The following is a 20991-nucleotide window of genomic DNA, read 5'->3' as shown; positions in this document are numbered from 1 at the left end:
GCTATCGACGTCATCGACCGAGAGGAACCCTGATGAGCACCATCACCGATATCCGCACCGTCGGCATCACCACCGCCGACCAGGACAAGGCCATCGCCTTCTACCGCGACACCCTGGGCTTCGACGTACGACTCGACGTCGACGGACCGACCCGCTGGATCGAGGTTGCACCCCCGGGTGGCGGTGTCTCGCTCGCTCTCGAGGCCGGGGACCGCCCGGCGGGGGAGATCAGCGAGACCGGGATCCGCTTCACCGTCCCCGACGCGGCCGCCGAGCGGGATGCACTCAGCTCTGGCGGGGTGAGCGTCGGGGAGCTGCTGAGGTGGCCGGGCGTACCGCCGATGTTCACCTTCGACGACCCCGACGGGAACCGCTTCGTGATCATCGAGCAGGCGTCATGAGCACCCCGATCGACAAGACGTTCACCGCGACGCTGACCCGGAGCGGGGCGAAGGGCGGCTGGACCTACGTGGTCACCGACTGGACCGCGGAGTTCTTCGGCACCCGCGGCCTCGTCAGGGTCGCCGGGACGATCGACGCCCACCCCTTCGAGGCCTCCTTCATGGCTCTCGGCGACGGCACCCACAAGCTGCCGCTCAAGGCCGAGCTCCGGGAGGCGCTCGGCAAGTCCGCCGGTGACCCCGTCACGATCCATCTTACCGAACGTCGCTGAGATCGGTCTGGCTCAGGTAGCCCGCGGTGAGCGCGACCATCTCCTCCAGTACGGCCTCGCGAGGGTAGGGCGGTCGGTCGAGCACCCAGCGCAGCGCGACGTTCTCCATGGCCACCACCAGCACCCACGCGGTGAGCTGCGCGTCGGGGCGGGTCCTCGCGACCGCCCCGGCGTGCAGATAGGCGGCGGTGAGGTCGCGTACGCGGGTGACGAGGGCCGCGTGGCGATCCCGGTTGCGGGAGGCAGGGAGCTCTTCGGTCAGGACGCGCAGCAGGGTCGGATCCTGCTCCAGTCCGGCGAGCAGCGCGTCGGCGACCGACCGGATCGCCGCCGTGCCGACGGTGTTCGCCTGGAGGGCGAGCGCCGAGGCGGTGCGCTCGGAGACGTCCTCCCAGTAGCGGCTGATCACGATGTCGAGGATCGAGGCCTTGTCGGAGAAGTACTGGTAGAGCGAGCCGGGACTGATTCCGGCGGCGGCCGCCACCCGGTTGGTCGAGAACGACTCGTAGCCGTCGTCGACCAGCACCTGGCGTCCGGCTGCCAGGATGCGCTCGACCGTCGCCTTCGAGCGGGCCTGGGTGGGTGTCTTGCGCACGCCCCAACACTAGGCAGAACGCGAATTGAAAGCGAGCTCCTGCTCGCATCACGCTGGAGGTATGACCACACTCGCGGAGCAGGGCACCCAACCCACCGGATTCCCCACACGTTTTCGTGAAGGCGAGGCGCGCGGGCGCCGTCTCGGGCGGCCGTTGCGCCTCCTGGGGCGCATCGACGAGGTCGACGAGGAGCTGATGGAGCGGATCGGGCGGGCCTTCTGCGAGCGGGACGAGGCCGGCGCGCGGCTGGCGGAGGCGATCCGGATGCGAGCCGGGACCGCCGGCAAGGTCACGATGACCCAGCTGCGTACGGCCCTGGAGAACGGTGTCGCGGCGGTGGAGTCCCCGCCTCCGGCGCTCGCCGAGTTCTTCGCGCAGGTCGAGGCGACCCCGGAGTGGGTCGACTGGGACCTCGTCGACGAGGGCGGGCGCGTGTTCAACCGACTCGGCCAGAACGCGGCCGACGTGCTCCTGCAGCTCTCGCTGATCAGCGGCTACCGGTTCGGCGGCCCGCCGGACCTTCTCGTGGCCACCGGCGGCCTGACCGGCAGCACCACCCGCCGGCGCCTGGCCGAGACCCAGCACTGGGCGGTGAGCCTGCGCCGGCCCGGTGCGCTCCGACCGCCGGAGCCGGGTTCGGGTTCGAGCTCGGGGGAGGCGTGGCGGCTGACGGTCCACGTACGGGCCATGCATGCGCTGGTCAACGCCGGGTTCGAGCAGCGGTGGGACACCGCCAGATGGGGGCTGCCGATCAACCAGGCCGACCAGGCGGCCACGCTGGGCCTGTTCGACGGCGTGCTCATCATCGGGTGCCGGGCACTGGGCGTGCCCCTCTCGAGGCGGGACGCGCAAGCCCTGATGCATCGGTGGAAGTACGTCGGCTGGCTGATGGGCGTCGACGAGGACTTCCTCGTCGACGACGAGTGGGAGCGGCACCGGATCAACTACCACGTGCTGCTCTCCCAGGCGGAGATCTCCGAGGCCGGACCGCAGCTGGCGCAGGCGGCGGTGGAGGCTCAGCGCGAGCGCCACTACCCGGGCTGGCCGGGACCCTTGCGGCGGGTGCGTGGCTGGTACGAGACGGAGCGGCTCCTCTCGATGCTGACCGTCTTCCTCGGGCCCAGGTCGATGCGCGAGCTCGGTCTGCCGACGAGGCCGCCCTGGGCGCACGCGTACGTGGTGCCGCTGAACCTGGTCAGGTACCGGATCCTCGGCCGGACCGCGAAGGGTCGCGCTCGCCTGGAGAGGCGAGGGGATCGCCATGCCGAGACACTGCTGGCCGGCTACTTCGGCGATGAGCGAGCGGCGGTCGGCAACCTGCCGGAGTGAGCGGGTCAGTCGCGGGTGGCGCCGGGAGGGGCGAGGGCGGCCTGCAGGGTGCCGTCGATCAGTCCGGCGGCGTCGGCAGCCTTCACCTCGCCCCGGTAGACGGCACCGGACGCGGCGTGGAGGACGCTCTGGAGCAGGGTCAGCTGCCACTCGAGCGGCTGGTCGTCGCGGAAGCTGCCGTCGCTGCGGCCACGCTCCATGAGCGGCTTCCAGCGGTCTACCAGACCGACGTGGACCTCTTGGAACCGCTCGTGGGGCATGCTCTGCTCGGCGGCGACGATGAGCGCGCCGTACTGCTGGGTCAGCCGCCAGGACGCCTCGAGGAGCCGGGTCAGGGCCGCGCGGGGATCACCGTCGAGATCGACGGCGGCGAGCGCCTCGTCGGACTGCTGGATCGCCCGCTCGACGACCTGGGTGACCAGCGTGGCCCGGGACTCGAAGTGGCCGTAGAGGGTCACCCGCCCGACGCCCGCCGCCTTGGCGATGTCGGCCACGCTCACGTCGGGATCGCGCGCGAGGCAGGCCGTCGCCGCCTCCATGATCGACTCGATGTTCTTGCGCGCGTCGGCGCGCTTCAGGGTCGTCATCGGCCAGAACCTTCCACGAGATGATGAACATCAGAGTACAGGTTAGGTGCCGCCGGATCGGATCAGGTTCGTTGCCGCGCCGTCCAGACGCACACCACCTTGGCGCGGACGGTGGCGCCGAGGCGGCGGTAGAACCGGATCGCGGCGTCGTTGTCGGGTTGTACGCCCCAGGTGATCGTGAGGCCCTCGGAGCGGGCCGCCAGCTCGCTCATCAGCAGCCGGCCGACGCCCGTGTCTCGATGTCCGGGACGGACGTAGAGGTCGTCGAGAGCGACGATGTCTTCGCCCGACCACAGGTGCAGGCGGCGTACGGCTGAGACGTAGCCCACGGCGTCCCCGTCGATCTCGGCGAGCAGGACGGTGATGTCCGGACGCTCGAGGTAGCCGGCCCACTGCTCGGCGGTCACGGTGACCGAGGCGGACTGCGCCTGGTGGGCGGCGATCTCGCCGATGAGCGTGCGTACGGTCCCAGCGTCGTCGGGGGTGGCTTCGCGGATCACGGTCCGTGATCGGGTCGGTGCGGTCATGGTGGCTCCTAGTCGGTCACGGAGGGAGCGGGGGCGGGGGCGTGGGCATGGCCGTGGTGTGCGTGGCCGGAGTACTCACCGGGGCGCGCGAGCATGGCGGCGAGCATGAGGAGCAGCATCAGGACGTGGCCGAGCAGCATCAGGCCGTCGGCGTCGATGGCCCCCAGCCACAGGAACGGGAACAGGACCACGAATCCTGCGTACATCGCGGCCGACATCTCCACGACCGGGCGCCGGCCGTGTCCGCGAAAGCGCATCCAGGCGGCCATCGGGATCACCATCGTGGTGGCCATGACCAGCGACTCGACGTCGGTGCGATGTGCCCAGGAGTCCGTGGGCAGGCCGGCGGTGGCGAGCATCCAGAGCGGGTAGAGCACCATCATCCCGACGAGCATCGCGATGATCATCTGCAGGTAGTGGAGCGCGAAGGTGAGTGCGCGCGATCTCGCTCGGCGGGTCGTCGTCATGACGCGGTCTCCTGGTGGGTCTCGAGGGTTGCCGAAGGTCGGCCGGGGATGAGCGCTCCGGCGAGGACGGCGGCGAGCGCTGCGATCACGGCTGCGACCAGGTAGGCCCTCTCGAAGCCGGTGGTGGTGCCCTCGACGAGGCTGGCCGCGGCGACGCCCGACATCACCGCGGCGCCCAGCGAGGCGCCCAGCTCGTGGAAGGTGCTCAGGATGCCGGAGGCCACGCCGGCGAGATGAGGTTCGACCTGGCCCAGCGCGGTGGCCGAGGCGACCACGAAGAGGGCCCCGAGACCGGCCGATCCGATGCTGACCGCGATCACGGTCGTGAGGGTGCTCATGCTGATCGCGGGTACGACGAGGCCGGCGCCGGCGATGAGCAACCCGACGACGCCGAGGGGGCGCGCGCCGACGCGACCGATGAACCTGCCGGCCAGCTGTGCGCCGACCATCGTCGCCGCAGCGACGGGCAGGAACAGCAGCCCGGTCGTCAGGGGGCCGTGCCCGGCGGAGCTCTGCAGGTAGAAGGTGCCGAGGAAGAACACCGCCACCATCAGCGCGGTCGCGACGAACAGCACGAACGTGCCGGACAGGACGGGTCGCCGCGAGACCAGCGCCGGGTCGATCAGCGGGTGTCGCGTACGCCTCAGCCAGCCGGCCAGCAGGACGTAGCCGACGATGCCGGCGAGCACGAGTCCGGCCGTGCGGGCTGAGGTCCAGCCGCCGTCGCCGGCCTCGATGAAGCCGAGGATCAGGAGCCCGGTGGCGGCGGTGACGATCAGTGCGCCGACGAGGTCGAGACGTACGTTGCCTCCCCATGCGGGCAGCGCCGGCAGCAGTCGGGCCAGCAGGACCACGACGACCACGCCGACGGGCACGTTGATCAGGAACACCCACTCCCATCCCGGTCCAGCGGTCAGGGCTCCACCGAGGAGCACGCCGATCGCCGCGCCGCCGGCGCCCAGTGCCGACCAGATGCCGAGCGCTCGGTTGCGCTCGTCGCCGTCGAAGAGCCGGACCACGGTCGACAGGGCGGCGGGGGAGAGCATCGCCGCCCCGACCCCTTGGGCGACCCGTCCGCCGATCGCCAGCTCCGCGCTGGTGGCGAGGCCCGTGGCCAAGGAGGCCACGGTGAACACGGTCAGCCCGGCCAGCACCACCGGCTTCGGGCCGAACAGGTCGGCGGACCGGCCGCCGAGCAGCATCAGGCCGCCGAAGGCGAGCGTGTACGCGCTCACCACCCAGGTCAGCGCATCGCGCCCGAGCCCGAGGTCGGCGCCCATGTGCGGCAGCGCGATCGCCACCACCGTGACGTCGAGGATGAGCATGAACTGGGCCAGTCCCAGCAGCCCGAGCAGCCGCCATCGGCGGGGGTCTGCGGGCTGCTCCGTGGTGGGGTCGTGCGTCGTGTCGGTCATGGGGTCTCCTCGGCTAACATGAACATTGCTGTTCGAGATTATCTCGAACATCGCTGTTCGACAACCGACGTTACGACTGCGGGAGACCCATGAACTCGACAACGACCGCCCTTGCTGCGCCTGCGTTCCTGAAACGCCCTCTCTGGACACACTGGTCGGCCGCGCTCGGGCTCGCGGCGGCGACGTTCCAGATCGTGACGGGGGTTGCGACCGAAGCCGTCGCCCTCACCGTCGCCGTCGCTGCGAGCTGCTACCTGGCCGCGGCCGCCTTCGGTCTGCGCTGGATCGCCTGGGCGTGCATCCTCGTCGGCTCGATCGTGGCCATCCTGAGCGAGCTGGCCGGTGCCCCGTGGTGGCTCGGCCTCGCGGTCTTCGCCGCGGTCCTCGTCGTGGTCGGTCTGCTGCGGCGAACATCCGTCGGGTGGCTCTCCGCCGAGGGGTTCGCGATGGTCGGGTTCGGCGGCCTCGCTGTCACAGCCGTGCTGATCTCGCCTCGATTCGGCCTGGCCGTGGCAGGGATCGCGCTCGCCGGCCATGCGGCCTGGGACTACCTCCACTGGCGGCGCGACGCGGTGGTCCCGCGGTCCATGGCCGAGTTCTGCATCGCCCTGGACGTCCTCTTCGGTGGTGCCGCCATCACCCTGGCGATCATCGGATGACGCCGTAGGCGCCCGCCGCGTGGAGCGACCGGGTCCTTACCTGGCCGTTACCCGCCCTCAACGGCGCAGTCATCGCTGCCGGGCATGCTGGATACCGAGGATCCTTCAGTCCCTGCAGCTCCAGTGAAGGAGGCGAAGATGGCAGTCGAAACACGCCCCGCTCGGAACACCGACGTCCCGCCCACGGCCCACCGTGAGACTCGCATGGCTCGATTCATCCGCTGGGCGGATGACTACACGCTCTGGGCCTTCAACCCGCCGGCAGTGCTGGCCCCGGGTGCGTCCCCGACGCGCCGGTGGGAAGCGCCGGTGCCCGTGGACACCGGCGTCGACGACCCGGTGGCCGCCCTCCGAGACCTCGAGCGCCTCCGTTGCACGGTCGACAAGCGCCTCGAGGACCTGCACGAGGAGAGTGCGCAGGCGGTCCGGCTGCTGCGACGTCGCGGCTGGTCGTTCGGCCGGATCGCGGCAGAGACGGGCATCAGCAACGTACGGGTGGCCCAGCTCGCCCGTGCCTCGCTCGGCCGGGGGCGGTGAGGCGCTGGGCCGGGGCGGGAACGCCCACGGCTCGGCGCATGAGCGTCGGCCAGGCCTCCTGGTCGACCGCGAGCCAGGGCCTGGTGGCGACGTCTCGGGGCGTCGCGTCCACGATCGAGCGGACCTCGCGACTGAGATGGGGCTGATCGGCGTATCCCGCCCGAGCTGCCGCCTCGGCGGGAGGGGTGCCCACGGCGAGGAACCTCGCGGCGCGGTCGAAGCGTACGAGCCGGGCGGCCTGCTTGGGGGAGAGCCCGACCTGGGCCCGGAAACGGGACCAGAGCCGCTGGCGGGACCAGCCTGTCTCCTCGGCGAGGGTGTGGATGTCGGACCGGCCGTGTCGGAGGTGGATCTGCTGCCAGACGTACGCGACCTCGCGGTCGACAGCGCGAGGGACATCGAGGCGGCTGGCGAGGAAGCGGAACGTCAGTGCGAACCGCTCCTCCCACGAGCTGGTGCTTCGCAGATCGGCGCCGAGCCGCCTCGCCGCGGGCCCGAGGACGTCCTCGAGCCGGGTGACGGTGCCGACGAGCGCGGAGGTGTCCACGATCTGGGCGGCGAGAACCGGCGACAACCGCACCTGGAGGCACTCGCCGGCGTCTGAGCCCGTGAACCTCACCTTGCCGGGGAGCAGCCCGATCGCGGCATCGCCCGGCGCACGTGGTCCCGTGCTGTCGTGGACGGCCCAGCCATGGTCGCCGAGGTCGAAGAGCAGCGTGACCGCCGGGTGGGCGACCATCTCGATGTCGACGCGATCGGTGCCGCCGTAGCGGAACCCGGCCATGTGGACGCCCGGGATCGGTGCGGCGAAGCGCGACCCGCGGGGTATGGCGACATCGACCTGCGACCAGTCCATGGCTTTCAGGTTAGGGCGGCAGGCAAGGCCGACATTCGTTCAAGACGCCCTGTCGATCCGTGGGAGATCGTCGGCGCATGACTTCGTACGAGACCCCGACCGTCCACGGTGTCCACCTCGTCCACGACGGGCCGGTGACGGCGCCACCTCTGCTGCTCATCCATGGCTCCGGCGCCAGCGGGTCGACCTGGGAGCCGATGGTCCCGGCGCTCGCGGAGCGGTTCCATGTGCTCCGGATCGACCTGCCGGGTTGCGGTAGGTCGAGTACGGCGGCGACCTATGCCGTCCCCGACCAGGCCGATCGGGTGGCCGCGGTGCTGGACGAGCTCGGCCTCGGGAAGGTGGCGGTCGTCGGCCACTCCAGCGGCGGGTACGTCGCCACCTCGTTGGCCGAGCGGCGACCGGACCTGGTGGGGCCGCTGGTGCTGATCAGTACGGGACCGACCATGGAAGCGCTGCGTCCGGAGCCTGCTCTGGTCAAGCTGCTCACCGGGGCCGTGCTCGGTGCGGTGATCTGGCCGCTGCGCACCGACGCGCTGCTCCGGAAGGGAGTGGCCGCCACCGCGGCGAAGCCCGTGACGATCAGCGACGAAGCCGTCGAGGACCTGAGGCGCACGTCGTTCAAGACGTTCCGGGCGATCATGCGGGCGAACCGCGCCTATCTCGCCGAGCAGAGCATCTCCGAGCGGCTGAACCGGAGCGGACGGCGGCCCCTCGTGATCTTCGGGGACGCCGACCCGCGGTGGGACCCGGCGTCCGCGCAGGCGTACGACACGGTGTCGGGCAGCCGCGTCGCCTACCTCGCGGGCGTCGGGCACGTCGCCATGCTGGAGGCTCCGGCCGAGACGGCCCGGCTCTTGTTCGAGTTCCTCGGCTGAGTGCGGCGCCCCTACTCGGTCCCGCGAGGCAGCACGCCCGGGCCCTCGCGGAGCTCGAAGACGAGCTGGGTCTCGGTCTGTCGTACGACGCGATGGACGGTCACGTGCTGCAGCACGAAGTCACGCAGCGCCTCGGCGTCCTCGACGGCGACGTGGAGGTGGAAGTCGTCGGCGCCGGCGACGTGGAAGGCCTGGATCACGCCGGGCGTCGTGGCCAGGTCGTCGTAGAGCTTCTCGACGTGCTCCTTGCTGTGGCTGCCGAGACGGACCTTGATGACCGCCTGCAGCGGGTAGCCGAGCGAGCGGACATCGAGGTCGAGGCGGCGGCCGGTGATGACGCCGTTGTCGCGCAGGGCACGCACGCGGTAGGCGCAGGTCGACTCGGCGAGGCCGAGACGCGCGGCGAGGGCCTTGTTGGTGAGCTCGGGATTGTCGCCGAGCTCGCTCAGGATGCGGCGGTCGACGGAGTCGAGGGACGGTTGCGCTTTCGCCAACTGGGTCACCCTTGATCGTTGGTCGTGTTGCTCGAAAGCGGCAAGATCGCGGGTTCACCAGGATCTTCAGCAATCGATGTGGTCGGAACTTGTGATTCTCGCCACCATCTTGGCATGCCGCTTGAGAACCCACACCTCGACTCACTCGCCGTCCACGCCGGTCGGGAGGACCTGGCGATGCTCGGCGTCCACGCCCTGCCGCTCGACCTGTCTTCGACCAATCCGCTGCCCGACATCGAGCGCGGCGGCGAGTCCTACGAAGCGATGGCGACCGGCGGTCACCCCAACCCCGAGGGTGGGTACGTCTACCAGCGGCTGTGGAACCCCACCGTCGCACGGTTCGAGTCGGCGCTGGCGCGGCTGGAGCGGGCCGAGACGTCGGTCGCGTACGCGTCGGGCATGGCGGCGATGACCGCGGCGATCATCGCCAGCACGTCCTTCAGCGGGAAGCGGCACGTCGTTGCCGTCCGTCCGCTCTACGGCGGCACCGACCACCTGCTCGCCTCCGGTCTGTTGGGCGTGGAGGTGACGTTCTGCGCCGAGCACGAGGTCGCCGCCGCCGTCCGGTCCGACACGGCGCTGGTGGTGCTGGAGACGCCGGCCAACCCGACCCTCGACCTCGTCGACATCACGGGCGTCGTCGCGGCCGCGGGGGACGTACCGGTGCTCGTGGACAACACCTTCGCGACCCCGGTCTTGCAGAACCCGCTCACGCTGGGAGCGGCGATGTCGCTGCACAGTGCCACCAAGTACATCGGCGGCCACGGCGACGTCGTCGGCGGCGTGATCGCCTGCGACGAGGAGACCGCTGCACGGTTGCGTCAGGTCCGGGCCGTCACCGGCGGCCTCCTGCATCCACTGGGTGCCTACCTCCTGCACCGCGGCCTCGCCACCCTGCCCACCCGCGTCCGCGCCCAGCAGGCCGGGGCGGTCTCGATCGCAGCCTGGTTGCGATCTCACCAGGCGGTCGAGCAGGTCTACTTCCCGGGCCTCGATGACGACCGCGGCCTGGTCGGGAAGCAGATGAGCGGCCCCGGTGCCATGGTCACGATCGCGCTGCGCGGCGGGTACGAAGCCGCTGCCCGGCTCACCTCCTCGGTCGAGCTCTTCACCCATGCCGTCTCCCTCGGCGGCGTCGACTCCCTCATCCAGCACCCCGCCGGCCTCACCCACCGCCCCGTCGCCGCCCACGCCAAGCCGTCCGCGAACCTCGTACGTCTCTCGATCGGGTTGGAGAGTCCGGAGGACCTGATGGCCGATCTCGACCGCGCACTCTCGACCGCGCACTTGCCCGCCGCTCGCGCCGCTGTTTCCGAGGTCGGCGGCGTGCTGTCGCCCGAGTTCGCCTGATCCACTGGGAGCCGCGGGTGCCGGGTGCCGAAAACTCGGTACCTACCCTCGCGGTCCCCGCCTGGAGGTCTACCGGGGAGGAACGTCGGCGCCACTTCGTCCACAGCTCAGGGAGGCACGATGACGCAGGACGCGAACGTCGACGGCGAGGCAGCTGCCCCGACCGAGCTCCGTGAGCCGGAGCCGGTCGAGGAGAGCCCGGACGTGCAGAACCCTCCGGCGGTCGGCAAGTGGCCATGGCAGGTGTCGGCAGCCATCGCCGCGGTCGCTCTGATCGCGGTGCTGGTGGTCCTGGCGCTGGGCTGGGTCTATATCGTCCAGCACAACGAGGCACAGGAGCGGGCCGACTGGGAGCAGCTGCTCGGCATCATCGACCGGGTGCAGAACATCGCGCTGTTCGTGCTCGGCGCGCTCCTCGGGGTCTCGGTGACGGGAGCCGCGGCGAAGAGCGCCGCCAACGCCGCCGACCAGAACAAGAAGGAAGCCGAGAAACAGCACGTCGCAGCCATGCAGAACATGCAGGCGGCGGAGAACAACATGAAGGTCGCAGAGCTCGCCGCCCAGGACGCGCGCGCCGCCGTGACCCAGCTCGCCGCTCAGATCGACCAGGTGAAGTCCGCCTCCGGCCAAGACGTCCTCGATCAGATCGGCGAGGGTATCCAGGTCATCGACCTGTCCCGGGCCGACTCGCTCGACGCACTGAGCGAGCTCGACCTGAACGGGGGCGGCCGATACGTGATGTTCCCGCAGTCCAGCCTCGACGCCGTACGTGCACCCGACACGAGCGAAGCCGAGAAGCTCGTCGCCGACCTCCAAGAGCGGTGGGCGTGAGCCAGTCAGCTCATGAGGATCGAACCTCGCCACGTGGTCAGGTCACATAGCGCGCTCATTCGGTTGCGTCAGCTGGAAAGCAACTTCGCTCGAGCAATGCGCTCAGGAATCTGGTCGTAGGTCGGGTAGCACTCGGTGAAGTCTCGCGTCAGGCTTCATCGTCGGTGACGACGGGAATAGCGGGGTAGACGAGGTCGAAATAGCAGCACCCGTTTGAGCCGAGCTTTGGAATCTGGGGTGATGCTGCCCTCTGTAGCTTCCCACACGACGTCATGCAGCATGCCCCAGTCGTCGGCGCCGGAGTCGATCAGGTAGGCGACGATCTCGTCGTCGTTCATTCGATGTGTACCTTCAAGCGCCGACCACTCCTGGGATCACGAGAGCTGTTGTTTCCTCCAATGTCCTCCGAGTCCGTCTGGCAGTTGAAGGACGAAGTGGAATGGTGTCGCCGGTCGGTCCCAGGACTCTCCATCGTCGATAGGTTCACCGAACTCATCGCAGGCGCGATGGACCACCTTCTCGAATGTGGCGAAAGTTCGGGGAGGGGCATCCGCGAGCACTTGCTCGGCTTCGTAGACGACGAAGACGAACCCCGAGCCTCTAGGGAGCCATTCAAGATCGGCGAGGCACTCATCGAAGGCGGGCCAGTTCTCACCGAAGTAGTACGGGAACTGGAGTGCAGCGGAGACCTCGGTGAAGAGCTGGTCCTCCGTCCGCATCTTCGAGCCGCGAACAGCCCGAACCGTCAACCCTGCTTCGGCCCAGCCATACGAAGCCACAGCCAACTCTCGGGATGCAAGATCAGACCTGATGAACGGGTTGGCACGAGTTACGCGCTGCAGCGCAGTGAGAATGTCGGTCATCATCTCATCCGTATGAAGTGCTTGTAGTGGTCAGTGGTGTAGTACGCCGATCCGTCGCTACCGGTAACCAAGCGCTCGCCGTCGCGCGGCACGCCTTTGACCTTCGGGTTCAGGTCCCATTCCTTGTAGGTGATCGGATCGCCTGAGCCATTGGTGCGAGGCAGGATCTGAGCGTCTTGAGAGCCATCGTTACCCCAGTCGCGCCCGCCCTTGTAGCCAGCGAGCGGCGAGCCCTTCTCGTCAACCCGATCAAGCACCTTCCAGGCGTTCTCTGGGGCTGGGCCGTGGGGGATGTTCGATGGGTCTGGGTCACACGGCGAAAGGCCAAGTGGGTCAATGACCGTCGTCGGGTTGTGAACGTAGGTGGTTGGGTTCGGCGCTGGCTCAAGGCCGAGCGGATCCTGGGAGACGTAACGGCCAGTTGACGGGTCGTAGTAACGGTTGAGGTTGTAGCTAAGCCCGGTTTCTGGATCGGCGTACTGTCCCGGGAAGCGAAGAGGGGTCAGCGCAGCCGTCGTTCGGACCGGGGCGCCCCAGAGGGTGCGCCTGGCGTGCCATGCCAGGTCGCCGTCGGGGGTGACGAGTTCAGTGGGAGTGCCGACGAGGTCGGTGATGATGGAGTAGAAGCGGGTGTCGACCTCGTCGTCGGCCAGGTCGAGCTGGGCGATGGGACGGAGGCCGTCGTGGGTCCACGACCGTGAGCCGACCGAGGTGGTCTCTTCGACGAGGGTGGTTCCGTCCCAGGCGAAGAGGATCTCTTCGGTGACATCGCCGCTCTCGTTGAGGCGGCGTTTGGCGACGCGTCGGCCGAGGATGTCGTAGAGATAGCGCCAGCGGGTGCCGTCGGGGGTGCGTACGCCGGTGAGGCGGTCGTCGGCGTCCCATTCGTAGGCCCAGGTCTCGGGCTTGTGGGAGAGGCGGGTGGTGGTGCGGCCGACGAGGCGGCCCTGGGCGTCGTAGCGGTAGCGGTTGCGGCCGGAGCGGGTGAGCAGACTCCCGGCGTACTCGCGACGTTCGCCATCGGCGTTGCCGGTCATCGATCGGGTGATGTTGCCCATCGGATCGTAGGTGTAGGCCTCGGACCAGTCGGGACCGGTGACCGACGTGATCCGGTTGGCGAGGTCGAGCTCGAAGCGGCGGACACCGGTGAGTTGGTCGTCGATGCTGATGAGGTCACCCCCCGCGGCGTAGGTGTAGCCGCGTTGCTGCAAGAAGCGCGGGCCGCCCTCGACCGTCGGCGCCGTTCCGGCGCCGCCGAGGCGGTCGGCAAGGGCGCTGCCGGCGGTGGCCGGGGGAGCGACGGTGACCGTCTGAGCGGTGAGCTGGCCGAGGGCGTCCCAGGTCTGGTCGAGCGCGGCGTTGCCGACGCGTCGACTGGTCTCGCGGCCGAGGAGGTCTCGGTCGATGCCGATGTGATGGCCGTCGACCGTGATCGCGGTCGGTCGGGCTGAAGCCTCGTAGGCCCAGACGGTTTCGACACCGGCAGGGGTGGTTCGGGCGACGCGGCGGCCCAGCTGGTCAAAGCTGGAGGTCACGGTGCGGCCGTTGAGGATCTCGGCAGTGATCCGGCCGAGCCGATCGCGTTGGAGGACGAGCTCAACTTCTGGGCCGGTCGCGCGCAGGAGTCGTCCGAGCGGGTCGTAGGTCATGCCGGTGGCGGCCTGACCGACCCGTTGGGTGGTGATGTTGCCGAGCTGGTCGCGCTCGTAGGCGACGATTTCGTCGGCGCCGTTGATGCGGCGAGTGAGCTGGCCGGCGCGGTCGTAGTCGTAACGCAGGGTTCGGCCGTTGTAGTCGGTCTCGGTGACCAGCCGGCCGGCCGGGTCGTAGTCGTAGGACCAGGTGCCACCCTGAGGGTTGGTGACCTGCCGCAGACGCAGCTCGGGGTCGTACGAGTAGCGGGTGGTGGTGCCATCGGGTGCGGTGACCGCCGACGGGAGGTCGAAGTGGGTGAACTCCGTGCGCGTGATGCGGCCTGCCGGGTCGACGTGTTCGACAGGGTTGCCCTCGCCGTCGTACGTCCAGGTCTCGGTGGTCCCGTCGGGCAGCGTGCGGGAGGCGAGCTGGCTGTCCGGGGTCCAGGTGAGGGTGACGGTTGCCGCGAGCGCATCGGTGATGGTCGTGACCCGGCCGAAGGCGTCGCGCTCGAGTCGCGTGGTGTTGCCGTCGGCCTCGGTGATGACGAGCGGGAGGCCGGCTGGATCCGTCTCGATGGTGCGTACGTTGCCGAGCGCATCGCTCACCGCGGCCAGGTGCCCATGCTGGTCGTAGGTGAAGGCGGTAGTCGCACCGAGCGGGTCGGTGGCAGCGGTGCGGTTCCCGTTCTCGTCATATTCGAAGACCCACTCGGCTCCATCCGGTAGCACCGTCCGGGTCGGCTGCGGGCGGCCACCGGAGGAGGCGTACGCCACCGTCTGCTGCAGCCCGTCGGGCCGGGTGACGGCGACCAACATGCCGTCGGCGTCGTAAGAGAACGACGTCGTCCGACCCAGGGGGTCGGTTCGGGACAGCAACCGGTTGCGCTCGTCCCAGACCGAACGGGTCTCACCACCCAGGGGGTCGGTGACCGACAGGACCTGGGACCGTTCGTTGATGAGGAAGCGCGTCGAGTGCCCGGCCGAGTCGGTGACGACGGTCTCGCGCAACGCGGGGCTGATGACGCTGTAGGCGAAGGTGTTGGCCATGACACCGTCGGTCCCGGCCTGGTCGACACAGCGTCCGGCTTCGTCGTAGCGGTAGGTGTAGACGGTGTCGTTGCGGTCGGCCCACTCGACCAGCCGCCCGATGTCGTCGTAGCCGAACCTGAGCGGGTGACCGGACGCGTTGATGACGCCGACCAGGTGCCCGGCATCGGTGTCGCCGAGCCCGTAGACGTACTCGGCGACCTTGACGGGCTCGGTGCCGTCGTCGCGGACCACGGTGAGCGCGGTGATGCGCGAGCCCTGGGTGTCGATGAGGACGCGGTAGCCGCCGGTGTGGCGGATCTCGACCGGTGCGCCGTAGGGGTCGCGCGCGATCATGTAGCGGTGACCCGTCGGGTCGGTCAGGGCCGCCAGCATCGACCGGCCTTCGACCGGGGCCAGGTAGTGACGTTGTTGTCCCGTGGTCAGATCGGTGAGCGTGTAACCGCCGACCTCGGTGACGCTCAACCGGGTCCCGCCGCCCGCGACAGGTTCGGTGGGCTCCTCAGGCGTGGGTCGGGGGAAGACCTGTGCGGTCGCGTCGGCCCGAACCACGACGACGTGCTCGCCGTCGTCGTCGAGGTCGATGCGCTCGTCGAAGGTGGAGGCCCAGGTGCGGCCGAACCAGAGCCCGTAGGTCCAGTCCGAGGAGTGCTTCCGCGTCACCACGAGAGGGAGCACACCCGGGAGATGAAGATCGGTCTGCTCGAGGAACACCGCGCCGGTGGCGACGTCGACCGGGTCACCACACACGTTCTTGCACTCGTCCGGAACGCCCCGTCGAGCGGCATCGGCGGCGTCGTCGCCGATGCGGGCGGCGTCATCGGCGAACCGGCTCGCGTCATCGCCCAACCGCGCGAGGTCGTCGAGGGCGCCGGCCCCCTTCGCCGCGGCGCCACCACCGGCAGTGAGCGCGGTGATGATCGCATCCGGTGCCAGCCGGCCCAGGGCTTCGGCGGGGTCGGTGGTCCAGCCGCTGCCCACCAGGGCCGAGGCGAGCTCGCCGGGGTGGGCGGTGGCGTAGACGAGCCCGGCAGCAGTGTTGGACAGGGTCTCGGTGTACTCCGCCGGGTGGAGCAGGTTGTAGGGATCGGTCGGGTTGATCGACCGTGCGAACCGGGCCATTCCAGCCAGGCCCTTGAGTGCGCCGCCGGTGAGGTGCATCTGCTGCGTCTGACCCCATGCGGCCAGGTCGGTGGCGTTCGCGCCCATCCGCCCCACGAAGTCGGGCGACTCCGGCGCGGCCGCCGTCGCCGAGCTGATCGTTGAGGCGGCCTGGTCGCCGGCCTCGTTCCGCTGACGCCGTGCCTCTTTGAGCGTCTCCTGCGCGGCCTCGAACAAGGCCGGACCCGGATCGACGAACTCTCCCGGCGCGATCGGCTTCGCGCCCGGGTCGCCACCTGAGGCCGCCGTCGAGTTGTAGCGGTCCACGGCCGAGTTGTAGTCGGAGACCTTCGCGTTGTGGGCATCCAGAGCCGCCTTCTGCTTGGTCTCGGCCTCCTTCCACTGCCGAATGGCCTCCGTCGCCTGGTCCTGCGCCCACGTCACCGTCGAGGAGAACGACTTCAGCGCACCCGAGGCTTTCTCGCACGCGGCCTGCGCTCGGGCCCAGTCGGCCGGCGTCTTCGACCATCGCGACTCGTACGCGTCGCCGGCCTGGCCCTGCCAGTTGCCGGTGTCGATGCTCGACATGCCCGCCGAGACTTCGCCGAACGCCTTGGCCAGGTCGGTGAGGTGGGACACTGCCTCGTCGATCTTGCCGGCGTCGCCGTGGACGAGCTGCTTGGGATCCTCGGTCTCACCCAGCTGCATCTCGCCGACATCGGCCCCGAGCTGGTCGGCCAGCTGGTCTCCGTGCTCACGGACCCAGTCCGCTGCCGACTCGGCGCCGATCGCGTCCAGACCGTCCTCGGCGACGTGGGAGAGCTGCTCGACACCCTCGCCGAGAAGCTCGGCGCCATCATCGATCGCGCCTTCGACCGCCTCGCCGACGTCGTTGGCGCGGTCACGCAGCCAGCCTCCGATCCCCATCAGCGAGCGCCGCCGTCGACGTCGCCGCCGGACTGTCCGTCACCGGACTCCTCGACCGGTTCGGTGCCCTCGGCCGGTCCGGTCACGCCGTCCCAGGCCGACTCCACCTCTTCCCGGGCATAGCCCATCGGGTCGGTGAACTTCTCCTGCTGGGTCTCGACCCAGTCGTTTCCGACCGTTCTCCAGGTCTCGCCCATGCGCTCGTTTGCCGCGACCTGGGACTCGACGGAGTAGTCCGGCTTCCAGTCGTCGAAGTTCTCGCCCCACGACTGCGAGGTGATCTCGGCCTCCGACAGGTGCGGGTTGCCGGCGACCGAGGTCGCGATGATCTTGCCGGCATCCGCGACGTACTGGTCCTGCTCGTGGAAGAGTCCCGCGGCCATACCCAGCGCCTGCGCCATCTGGTTCGCGTCCTGCACCAGAGCCCGTACGCCCCAACCCCACCGGTCACAGAACCCGCCGAACGCATCGGCGAGCCCGGAGTGCCCGGCCTCCATCCCCGACAGCGCCATCGACCCGAACCCGCGACCGTGGCTGCCGGAGCCGAGCATGCCCATGTCGTTGAGCTCACCGATGGTCGCGTTGATCCCGGACTCGGCGCGCTTGAGCGCCTCCGGGTCGACGTTGAGGTTCTTGCCACCCATCAGAGCGCCTCGTCCACGCCGTCAGCGACAGCGGGGACCAGCATCGGTGAGCTGCTGCCGACGTCGATGGCGAGACCGACAGGCATTCCCGCCGTAGCCGCCAGCTCCGGCAGAGCCACCTCCAGAAGTCGGTCCGCGCGCACGGTCATGAAGTCGACATCGACGGACTCGTCCGCGCCTCGCACCGCGGCATACCTCGCCAGGTCTCGAACGCTGGTGAACGCATACACCCACCGCACACCGTCCTGGTCGCCGGTGAGCAGGGCGGTCTCGCTCCACCGCAGCACGTAGAGCACGCTCTCGCGCAGCGAACGATCGAAGCTCGCGGCATCGCCCACCCCGCCGCGTACGAGCTGGATCTCGGTCCGCAGCGGCGCATTCCGCCGGTCGATCTCGCGGTTCGCCGCGTCTGCGGGGTCGCTGATCGCGGGCTCCTGCTCCAGCAGATCGAACGTCATCGTGGGCTCCCTCCCGGATCGGGGCATACGACGGGTGAAGGACAACTACACAGGGGTTCTACCCCGAAATCAGATTTCCAAACCACCCAAACGGTGAAATCTCGACGGCGTACGTCTGACGGAGCTCTCGGCCTACGAGCCCGTCGAGGCGGGGTTGGTGCTCAGCACGCGCTGCGCGACAGCCGTGGTTGCCTCGACACCGAGGAAGCCGACGACCCGGGTGACCCGGTCGATGTCGAGGGGGAGGAGGCCGGGGGTGCCGGGGATGTCGGGGGTGAGGCGGAGGTCGAGGTCGTCGTGGCAGGTCATCATCCGCAGGTTGAAGTCGTAGCGCTCGCGCGCGCCGGGGGCGGAGAGGGCGCGGACGACGCGCGAGCCGATGCGGCGTACGCCGGCGGAAGCCGCCCACGCGTCGAGGACCTCCGTCACCTTCTGCCCGTCGTTGTCCGAGATGTCGGCCCAGACGCCGTCCATCGGGCCGAACTGGTCCAGGAGCGCGGCGGCGGTCTTCTCCCCGATGCCGCTCACGCCCGGCAGGTTGTCGCTGGCGTCGCCGCGGAGGGCGGCGTACTCGAGGTAGCGAGAGGCGGGAACGCCGTACATCGCATATAGGCGGGCGGGGTTGAGCAGGGGAGAGCCGTTGATCCCGCCGTTGATCAGCCGTAGGACCTGGGTGTGCTCGCTGATCAGCGCGAACGCGTCGCGGTCGGAGGTGATCACGACGCAGTTCCACCCGTTGCGGACCGCCCACGCCGCGCCGGAGGCGTTGACGTCGTCGGCTTCCAGGCCCGGGGGAGTGAGGGTCGCGAGCCCGAGGGCGTCGAGCATCGCACCGGCGCGACCGAGCTGCTCGACGAGCATCGGGTCCTTCTCGGCGCGCCCGGCCTTGTAGTCGGGATAGGCGTCGCGGCGTACGGACGCGGTGCGGTCGTCGAGGCCGAAGAGCACCGCGTCCGGAGCGAAGGCGTCGATCGAGTCGAGGATCTGCCGCAGCATGCCGTGCAGCGCCCAGGAGGGCCGGCCGGCACGGTCGACCATCCGGGTGTGTGCGCGAGCGTGATGGTTGCGGTGGAGCAGCGAGGGTGCGTCGACGACGAGCAGGAGGCGGCGAGGCGAGCTGTTCATCGAGTCGGGCGGCTCCGTCCCAGCCGCCAGCCGCCCTCCGGCAGCTCGAGCGCCGTCTCCGGGCCCCAGGATCCCTGCGGGTAGCTGTGCACCGCGGGCCGATGCTCGAGGACCGGCTGGCAGATCTCCCACAGCCGCTCCACCTCGCGCGCGCTGGTGAAGAGGGTGCGGTCGCCGTTCATGACGTCGAGCAGCAGCCGCTCATAGGCCTCCAGCGGCCCGGCGTCCGGGGCGTCGCACGCGAGGTCGAGGCGGAAGACGCCCTCGGTCAGCGCCATCCCGGGTCCGGGCCGCTTGGCCCGGACCTCGATCTCGATGCGGGCGTCGTCGCTGAGCTCGATCACCAGCTCGTTCGGCTCCGCCGAGCCAGGATCCACCGGCTGCAGCCAGCGGTGTCGCGGGTCGATGAACCGAATCGTGATCGTCCGCCGGCCGGCGGCGAGCGCCTTGCCGGTGCGCAGGTAGAACGGCACCCCGCGCCAGCGGTCGTTGTCGATCCACGTCTCGATGGCGACGTACGTCTCCACGTCGGAGTCGGCGGCGACGTCGGGCTCCTCGCGATAGCCGTCGTACTGCCCGAAGACCACGCGCTCGGGGTCCAGCGGCCGCACGGCCGCGAAGGCGGCGGCCTTCGCCGCGCGGATCGCGCCTTCCCGAAAGGCGTGCGGGTCCTCCATCGCCACGAACCCGAGGAGCTGGCACAGGTGGGTGGTGACCATGTCGCGCAGGCAGCCGGTGCCCTCGTAGAAGCTGCCGCGCCCGGTGACGGTGAGCTTCTCCGGGACGTCGATCTGCACCGACTCGATGCTGTGTCGGTTCCAGGCGGGCTCGAAGAGGCCGTTGGCGAAGCGCAGCGCCAGCAGGTTCTGCACGGCCTCCTTGCCGATGAAGTGGTCGATCCGGAAGATCTGCGGCTCGTCGAACGCCTCGCCGAGCACGGCGTCGAGCTCGCGCGCCGAGGCGAGGTCGGTGCCGAACGGCTTCTCCGCGACCAGCCGGCTGCGGACGTTCAGCCGTTCGCGCGCGAGCATCCCGACCATCGGCTCGACCGCCTGCGGCGGCACGGAGAGATAGAGGAGACGCTGTACGTCGCCCACCGTCTGCCCGCTCTCCAACGCGAGCCGGTCCTCGGCGTCGTGCACCGCCTCGGCCAGCGCGGCGCCGTCGTCGGCGGAGGAGGCGACGAAGCGGATCCGCTCCAGCAGCGGCCCGGCGACGGCCTCGTCGATGTCTCCGACGAACTCCTTCAGCGCCTGGCGTACCCGGTCACGGAACTCGTCGTCGGTGCCGGGCGAGCGCCGCCCGCTGCCGATGACCGCGAGCTGGTCGGGGAGGCGTTTGGCGAGCGCAAGCCGGTACAGCCCGGGGAACAGCTTGCGCGCGGCCAGGTCGCCGGTCGCGCCGAAGAGAACGAGTACGTGCGGGGCTGGTTTCGAGGACACGTGCTCAGTCTCCCACTCGGGGTCACGCGCGCAGGTCAGCGCGCCGGGCCCTTGCGTGGTGCCGACCTCGGATCCATGGTGGGTACATCCACCAACACGAGAGGCACGCCATGTCTGCGCACACCTACCGCGTCACCGAGATCGTCGGAACCTCCGAGGTCGGGCTCGAGGACGCCATCCGCAGCGGTCTCGGTCGCGCCGCCCAGACCCTGCGTCACCTGGACTGGTTCGAGGTCACCCAGATCCGCGGCCACCTCGAGGAGGGCGAGATCCAGCACTTCCAGGTCGGGCTCAAGGTCGGCTTCCGCATGGAAGACGACTGACGAGCGCGTCTTCTCCCTGGGGCCAGGAAGCGGTGAGATGGCGTACGACACCGTCCTCCCGGTTCGAGCCGATCACCTTGGTCGCGGCACCTCGGGCCTCCGGGGCGGCGTTGGCGCCGGCGTACGCCTCACCGGCTGTCCCGAACATCGCCAGCTCGTCGAGGCTGTCGCCGTAGGCGAAGACCCGATCGACGCTCAGGTGGTCGCGCAGCCAGGCGAACGCTG

General features: G+C 69.8%; 24 protein-coding genes. 9 read left to right on the top strand and 15 right to left on the bottom strand.

Annotated elements, in window-relative coordinates; translation table 11 throughout:
• The first annotated feature begins 32 nt into the window (after positions 1-32).
• Together OG984_RS08005 and OG984_RS08000 are read left to right on the top strand one after the other, a co-directional pair.
• Complete coding sequence (locus OG984_RS08005) at positions 33-401, top strand: VOC family protein (RefSeq protein ID WP_196874397.1); 369 nt, start codon at positions 33-35, stop codon at positions 399-401.
• A complete protein-coding gene (locus OG984_RS08000; protein ID WP_196874396.1) occupies positions 398-673 on the top strand; it encodes a DUF1905 domain-containing protein in 276 nt (91 codons plus the stop codon). Before OG984_RS08005 ends, OG984_RS08000 begins: the two co-directional genes overlap by 4 nt.
• On the opposite strand, the gene OG984_RS07995 is transcribed toward OG984_RS08000, so the two are convergent.
• The gene (locus OG984_RS07995; protein ID WP_328531057.1) at positions 657-1268 is read right to left on the bottom strand and encodes a TetR/AcrR family transcriptional regulator; all 612 of its coding nucleotides are present in this window, start codon (positions 1266-1268) and stop codon (positions 657-659) included. The two genes, OG984_RS08000 and OG984_RS07995, sit on opposite strands and share 17 nt — an antisense overlap.
• A 61-nt stretch (positions 1269-1329) precedes the next feature.
• Between OG984_RS07995 and OG984_RS07990 the strand changes: the two genes are divergently transcribed.
• Complete coding sequence (locus tag OG984_RS07990; RefSeq protein WP_328531056.1) at positions 1330-2598, top strand: oxygenase MpaB family protein; 1269 nt, start codon at positions 1330-1332, stop codon at positions 2596-2598.
• A 5-nt stretch (positions 2599-2603) separates the two neighbouring features.
• Here OG984_RS07990 and OG984_RS07985 read toward each other — a convergent pair whose 3' ends face one another.
• From OG984_RS07985 to OG984_RS07970, 4 genes are all read right to left on the bottom strand, one after another.
• Positions 2604-3185, bottom strand: a complete 582-nt coding sequence (locus OG984_RS07985) for a TetR/AcrR family transcriptional regulator (protein WP_328531055.1) — start codon at positions 3183-3185, stop codon at positions 2604-2606.
• A 62-nt stretch (positions 3186-3247) separates the two neighbouring features.
• Positions 3248-3712 carry a GNAT family N-acetyltransferase gene (locus tag OG984_RS07980; RefSeq protein ID WP_328531054.1) on the bottom strand — a complete coding sequence of 155 codons (465 nt, stop codon included), beginning with the start codon at positions 3710-3712 and terminating at the stop codon, positions 3248-3250.
• 8 nt (positions 3713-3720) lie between these two features.
• The gene (locus tag OG984_RS07975; protein ID WP_328531053.1) at positions 3721-4179 is read right to left on the bottom strand and encodes a hypothetical protein; all 459 of its coding nucleotides are present in this window, start codon (positions 4177-4179) and stop codon (positions 3721-3723) included.
• A complete protein-coding gene (locus OG984_RS07970) occupies positions 4176-5594 on the bottom strand; it encodes an MFS transporter (protein WP_328531052.1) in 1419 nt (472 codons plus the stop codon). The genes OG984_RS07975 and OG984_RS07970 overlap by 4 nt, the downstream gene beginning before the upstream one ends.
• 89 nt (positions 5595-5683) lie before the next feature.
• Between OG984_RS07970 and OG984_RS07965 the strand changes: the two genes are divergently transcribed.
• Positions 5684-6253 carry a hypothetical protein gene (locus OG984_RS07965; protein WP_328531051.1) on the top strand — a complete coding sequence of 190 codons (570 nt, stop codon included), beginning with the start codon at positions 5684-5686 and terminating at the stop codon, positions 6251-6253.
• 138 nt (positions 6254-6391) lie between these two features.
• Positions 6392-6790, top strand: a complete 399-nt coding sequence (locus OG984_RS07960) for a hypothetical protein (protein ID WP_328531050.1) — start codon at positions 6392-6394, stop codon at positions 6788-6790.
• On the opposite strand, the gene OG984_RS07955 is transcribed toward OG984_RS07960, so the two are convergent.
• Positions 6735-7646 carry a helix-turn-helix domain-containing protein gene (locus tag OG984_RS07955; protein ID WP_328531049.1) on the bottom strand — a complete coding sequence of 304 codons (912 nt, stop codon included), beginning with the start codon at positions 7644-7646 and terminating at the stop codon, positions 6735-6737. The genes OG984_RS07960 and OG984_RS07955 overlap by 56 nt on opposite strands.
• A gap of 77 nt (positions 7647-7723) precedes the next feature.
• On the opposite strand from OG984_RS07955, the gene OG984_RS07950 reads away from it, so the two are divergent.
• Positions 7724-8524: an alpha/beta fold hydrolase gene (locus OG984_RS07950; RefSeq protein WP_328531048.1), complete on the top strand. Its 801-nt coding sequence runs from the start codon at positions 7724-7726 to the stop codon at positions 8522-8524.
• Positions 8525-8535: 11 nt separating this feature from the next.
• Here OG984_RS07950 and OG984_RS07945 read toward each other — a convergent pair whose 3' ends face one another.
• Positions 8536-9027: an Lrp/AsnC family transcriptional regulator gene (locus OG984_RS07945; protein WP_328531047.1), complete on the bottom strand. Its 492-nt coding sequence runs from the start codon at positions 9025-9027 to the stop codon at positions 8536-8538.
• A gap of 105 nt (positions 9028-9132) precedes the next feature.
• On the opposite strand from OG984_RS07945, the gene OG984_RS07940 reads away from it, so the two are divergent.
• Both OG984_RS07940 and OG984_RS07935 read left to right on the top strand, forming a co-directional pair.
• Positions 9133-10368 (top strand): trans-sulfuration enzyme family protein, encoded by a 1236-nt coding sequence (locus OG984_RS07940; RefSeq protein WP_328531046.1) that lies wholly within the window; start codon positions 9133-9135, stop codon positions 10366-10368.
• Between the two features lie 120 nt (positions 10369-10488).
• Positions 10489-11199 carry a hypothetical protein gene (locus tag OG984_RS07935; protein WP_328531045.1) on the top strand — a complete coding sequence of 237 codons (711 nt, stop codon included), beginning with the start codon at positions 10489-10491 and terminating at the stop codon, positions 11197-11199.
• Between the two features lie 155 nt (positions 11200-11354).
• Here the strand turns inward: OG984_RS07935 and OG984_RS07930 are convergent, their stop codons facing one another.
• From OG984_RS07930 to zwf, 7 genes are all read right to left on the bottom strand, one after another.
• Positions 11355-11537, bottom strand: a complete 183-nt coding sequence (locus OG984_RS07930; protein ID WP_328531044.1) for a hypothetical protein — start codon at positions 11535-11537, stop codon at positions 11355-11357.
• A gap of 36 nt (positions 11538-11573) precedes the next feature.
• Entirely contained in the window at positions 11574-12062 is a 489-nt protein-coding gene (locus OG984_RS07925; protein ID WP_328531043.1) for a barstar family protein, read from the bottom strand.
• Positions 12062-16774, bottom strand: a complete 4713-nt coding sequence (locus OG984_RS07920) for a putative T7SS-secreted protein (RefSeq protein WP_328531042.1) — start codon at positions 16772-16774, stop codon at positions 12062-12064. Before OG984_RS07920 ends, OG984_RS07925 begins: the two co-directional genes overlap by 1 nt.
• On the bottom strand, positions 16774-17418 hold the full coding sequence (locus OG984_RS07915; RefSeq protein ID WP_328531041.1) for a hypothetical protein: 645 nt from the start codon (positions 17416-17418) through the stop codon (positions 16774-16776). Before OG984_RS07915 ends, OG984_RS07920 begins: the two co-directional genes overlap by 1 nt.
• On the bottom strand, positions 17418-17876 hold the full coding sequence (locus OG984_RS07910; RefSeq protein ID WP_328531040.1) for a hypothetical protein: 459 nt from the start codon (positions 17874-17876) through the stop codon (positions 17418-17420). The genes OG984_RS07915 and OG984_RS07910 overlap by 1 nt, the downstream gene beginning before the upstream one ends.
• Before the next feature lie 132 nt (positions 17877-18008).
• Entirely contained in the window at positions 18009-19001 is a 993-nt protein-coding gene (locus OG984_RS07905; protein WP_328531039.1) for a 5'-3' exonuclease, read from the bottom strand.
• The gene (gene zwf, locus OG984_RS07900) at positions 18998-20443 is read right to left on the bottom strand and encodes a glucose-6-phosphate dehydrogenase (RefSeq protein ID WP_328531038.1); all 1446 of its coding nucleotides are present in this window, start codon (positions 20441-20443) and stop codon (positions 18998-19000) included. Before zwf ends, OG984_RS07905 begins: the two co-directional genes overlap by 4 nt.
• Before the next feature lie 110 nt (positions 20444-20553).
• Between zwf and OG984_RS07895 the strand changes: the two genes are divergently transcribed.
• On the top strand, positions 20554-20766 hold the full coding sequence (locus OG984_RS07895; RefSeq protein ID WP_328531037.1) for a dodecin: 213 nt from the start codon (positions 20554-20556) through the stop codon (positions 20764-20766).
• Here OG984_RS07895 and OG984_RS29500 read toward each other — a convergent pair.
• A complete protein-coding gene (locus OG984_RS29500; RefSeq protein ID WP_442940972.1) occupies positions 20735-20914 on the bottom strand; it encodes an HAD hydrolase family protein in 180 nt (59 codons plus the stop codon). The two genes, OG984_RS07895 and OG984_RS29500, sit on opposite strands and share 32 nt — an antisense overlap.
• Between the last annotated feature and the right edge of the window lie 77 nt (positions 20915-20991).

It is taken from the genome of Nocardioides sp. NBC_00368 (assembly GCF_036090055.1).
In the GTDB taxonomy this organism is placed as follows: Bacteria; Actinomycetota; Actinomycetes; order Propionibacteriales; family Nocardioidaceae; genus Nocardioides.
This window is presented reverse-complemented; position numbering and strand designations above follow the sequence as displayed.

What these genes read in the sequence shown, in the direction of transcription:
- OG984_RS07950 (WP_328531048.1), top strand. Translation starts at nt 7,724, where the DNA reads ATGACTTCGTACGAGACCCCGACCGTCCACGGTGTCCACCTCGTCCAC.
- OG984_RS07965 (WP_328531051.1), top strand. Translation starts at nt 5,684, where the DNA reads ATGAACTCGACAACGACCGCCCTTGCTGCGCCTGCGTTCCTGAAACGC.
- OG984_RS07905 (WP_328531039.1), bottom strand. Translation starts at nt 19,001, where the DNA reads ATGAACAGCTCGCCTCGCCGCCTCCTGCTCGTCGTCGACGCACCCTCG.
- OG984_RS07990 (WP_328531056.1), top strand. Translation starts at nt 1,330, where the DNA reads ATGACCACACTCGCGGAGCAGGGCACCCAACCCACCGGATTCCCCACA.
- OG984_RS07975 (WP_328531053.1), bottom strand. Translation starts at nt 4,179, where the DNA reads ATGACGACGACCCGCCGAGCGAGATCGCGCGCACTCACCTTCGCGCTC.
- OG984_RS07985 (WP_328531055.1), bottom strand. Translation starts at nt 3,185, where the DNA reads ATGACGACCCTGAAGCGCGCCGACGCGCGCAAGAACATCGAGTCGATC.
- OG984_RS07955 (WP_328531049.1), bottom strand. Translation starts at nt 7,646, where the DNA reads ATGGACTGGTCGCAGGTCGATGTCGCCATACCCCGCGGGTCGCGCTTC.
- OG984_RS07930 (WP_328531044.1), bottom strand. Translation starts at nt 11,537, where the DNA reads ATGAACGACGACGAGATCGTCGCCTACCTGATCGACTCCGGCGCCGAC.
- OG984_RS07920 (WP_328531042.1), bottom strand. Translation starts at nt 16,774, where the DNA reads ATGGGGATCGGAGGCTGGCTGCGTGACCGCGCCAACGACGTCGGCGAG.
- OG984_RS07980 (WP_328531054.1), bottom strand. Translation starts at nt 3,712, where the DNA reads ATGACCGCACCGACCCGATCACGGACCGTGATCCGCGAAGCCACCCCC.
- OG984_RS08000 (WP_196874396.1), top strand. Translation starts at nt 398, where the DNA reads ATGAGCACCCCGATCGACAAGACGTTCACCGCGACGCTGACCCGGAGC.
- OG984_RS07895 (WP_328531037.1), top strand. Translation starts at nt 20,554, where the DNA reads ATGTCTGCGCACACCTACCGCGTCACCGAGATCGTCGGAACCTCCGAG.
- OG984_RS08005 (WP_196874397.1), top strand. Translation starts at nt 33, where the DNA reads ATGAGCACCATCACCGATATCCGCACCGTCGGCATCACCACCGCCGAC.
- OG984_RS07925 (WP_328531043.1), bottom strand. Translation starts at nt 12,062, where the DNA reads ATGACCGACATTCTCACTGCGCTGCAGCGCGTAACTCGTGCCAACCCG.
- OG984_RS07935 (WP_328531045.1), top strand. Translation starts at nt 10,489, where the DNA reads ATGACGCAGGACGCGAACGTCGACGGCGAGGCAGCTGCCCCGACCGAG.
- OG984_RS07970 (WP_328531052.1), bottom strand. Translation starts at nt 5,594, where the DNA reads ATGACCGACACGACGCACGACCCCACCACGGAGCAGCCCGCAGACCCC.
- OG984_RS07915 (WP_328531041.1), bottom strand. Translation starts at nt 17,418, where the DNA reads ATGGGTGGCAAGAACCTCAACGTCGACCCGGAGGCGCTCAAGCGCGCC.
- OG984_RS29500 (WP_442940972.1), bottom strand. Translation starts at nt 20,914, where the DNA reads ATGTTCGGGACAGCCGGTGAGGCGTACGCCGGCGCCAACGCCGCCCCG.
- OG984_RS07910 (WP_328531040.1), bottom strand. Translation starts at nt 17,876, where the DNA reads ATGACGTTCGATCTGCTGGAGCAGGAGCCCGCGATCAGCGACCCCGCA.
- OG984_RS07940 (WP_328531046.1), top strand. Translation starts at nt 9,133, where the DNA reads ATGCCGCTTGAGAACCCACACCTCGACTCACTCGCCGTCCACGCCGGT.
- OG984_RS07960 (WP_328531050.1), top strand. Translation starts at nt 6,392, where the DNA reads ATGGCAGTCGAAACACGCCCCGCTCGGAACACCGACGTCCCGCCCACG.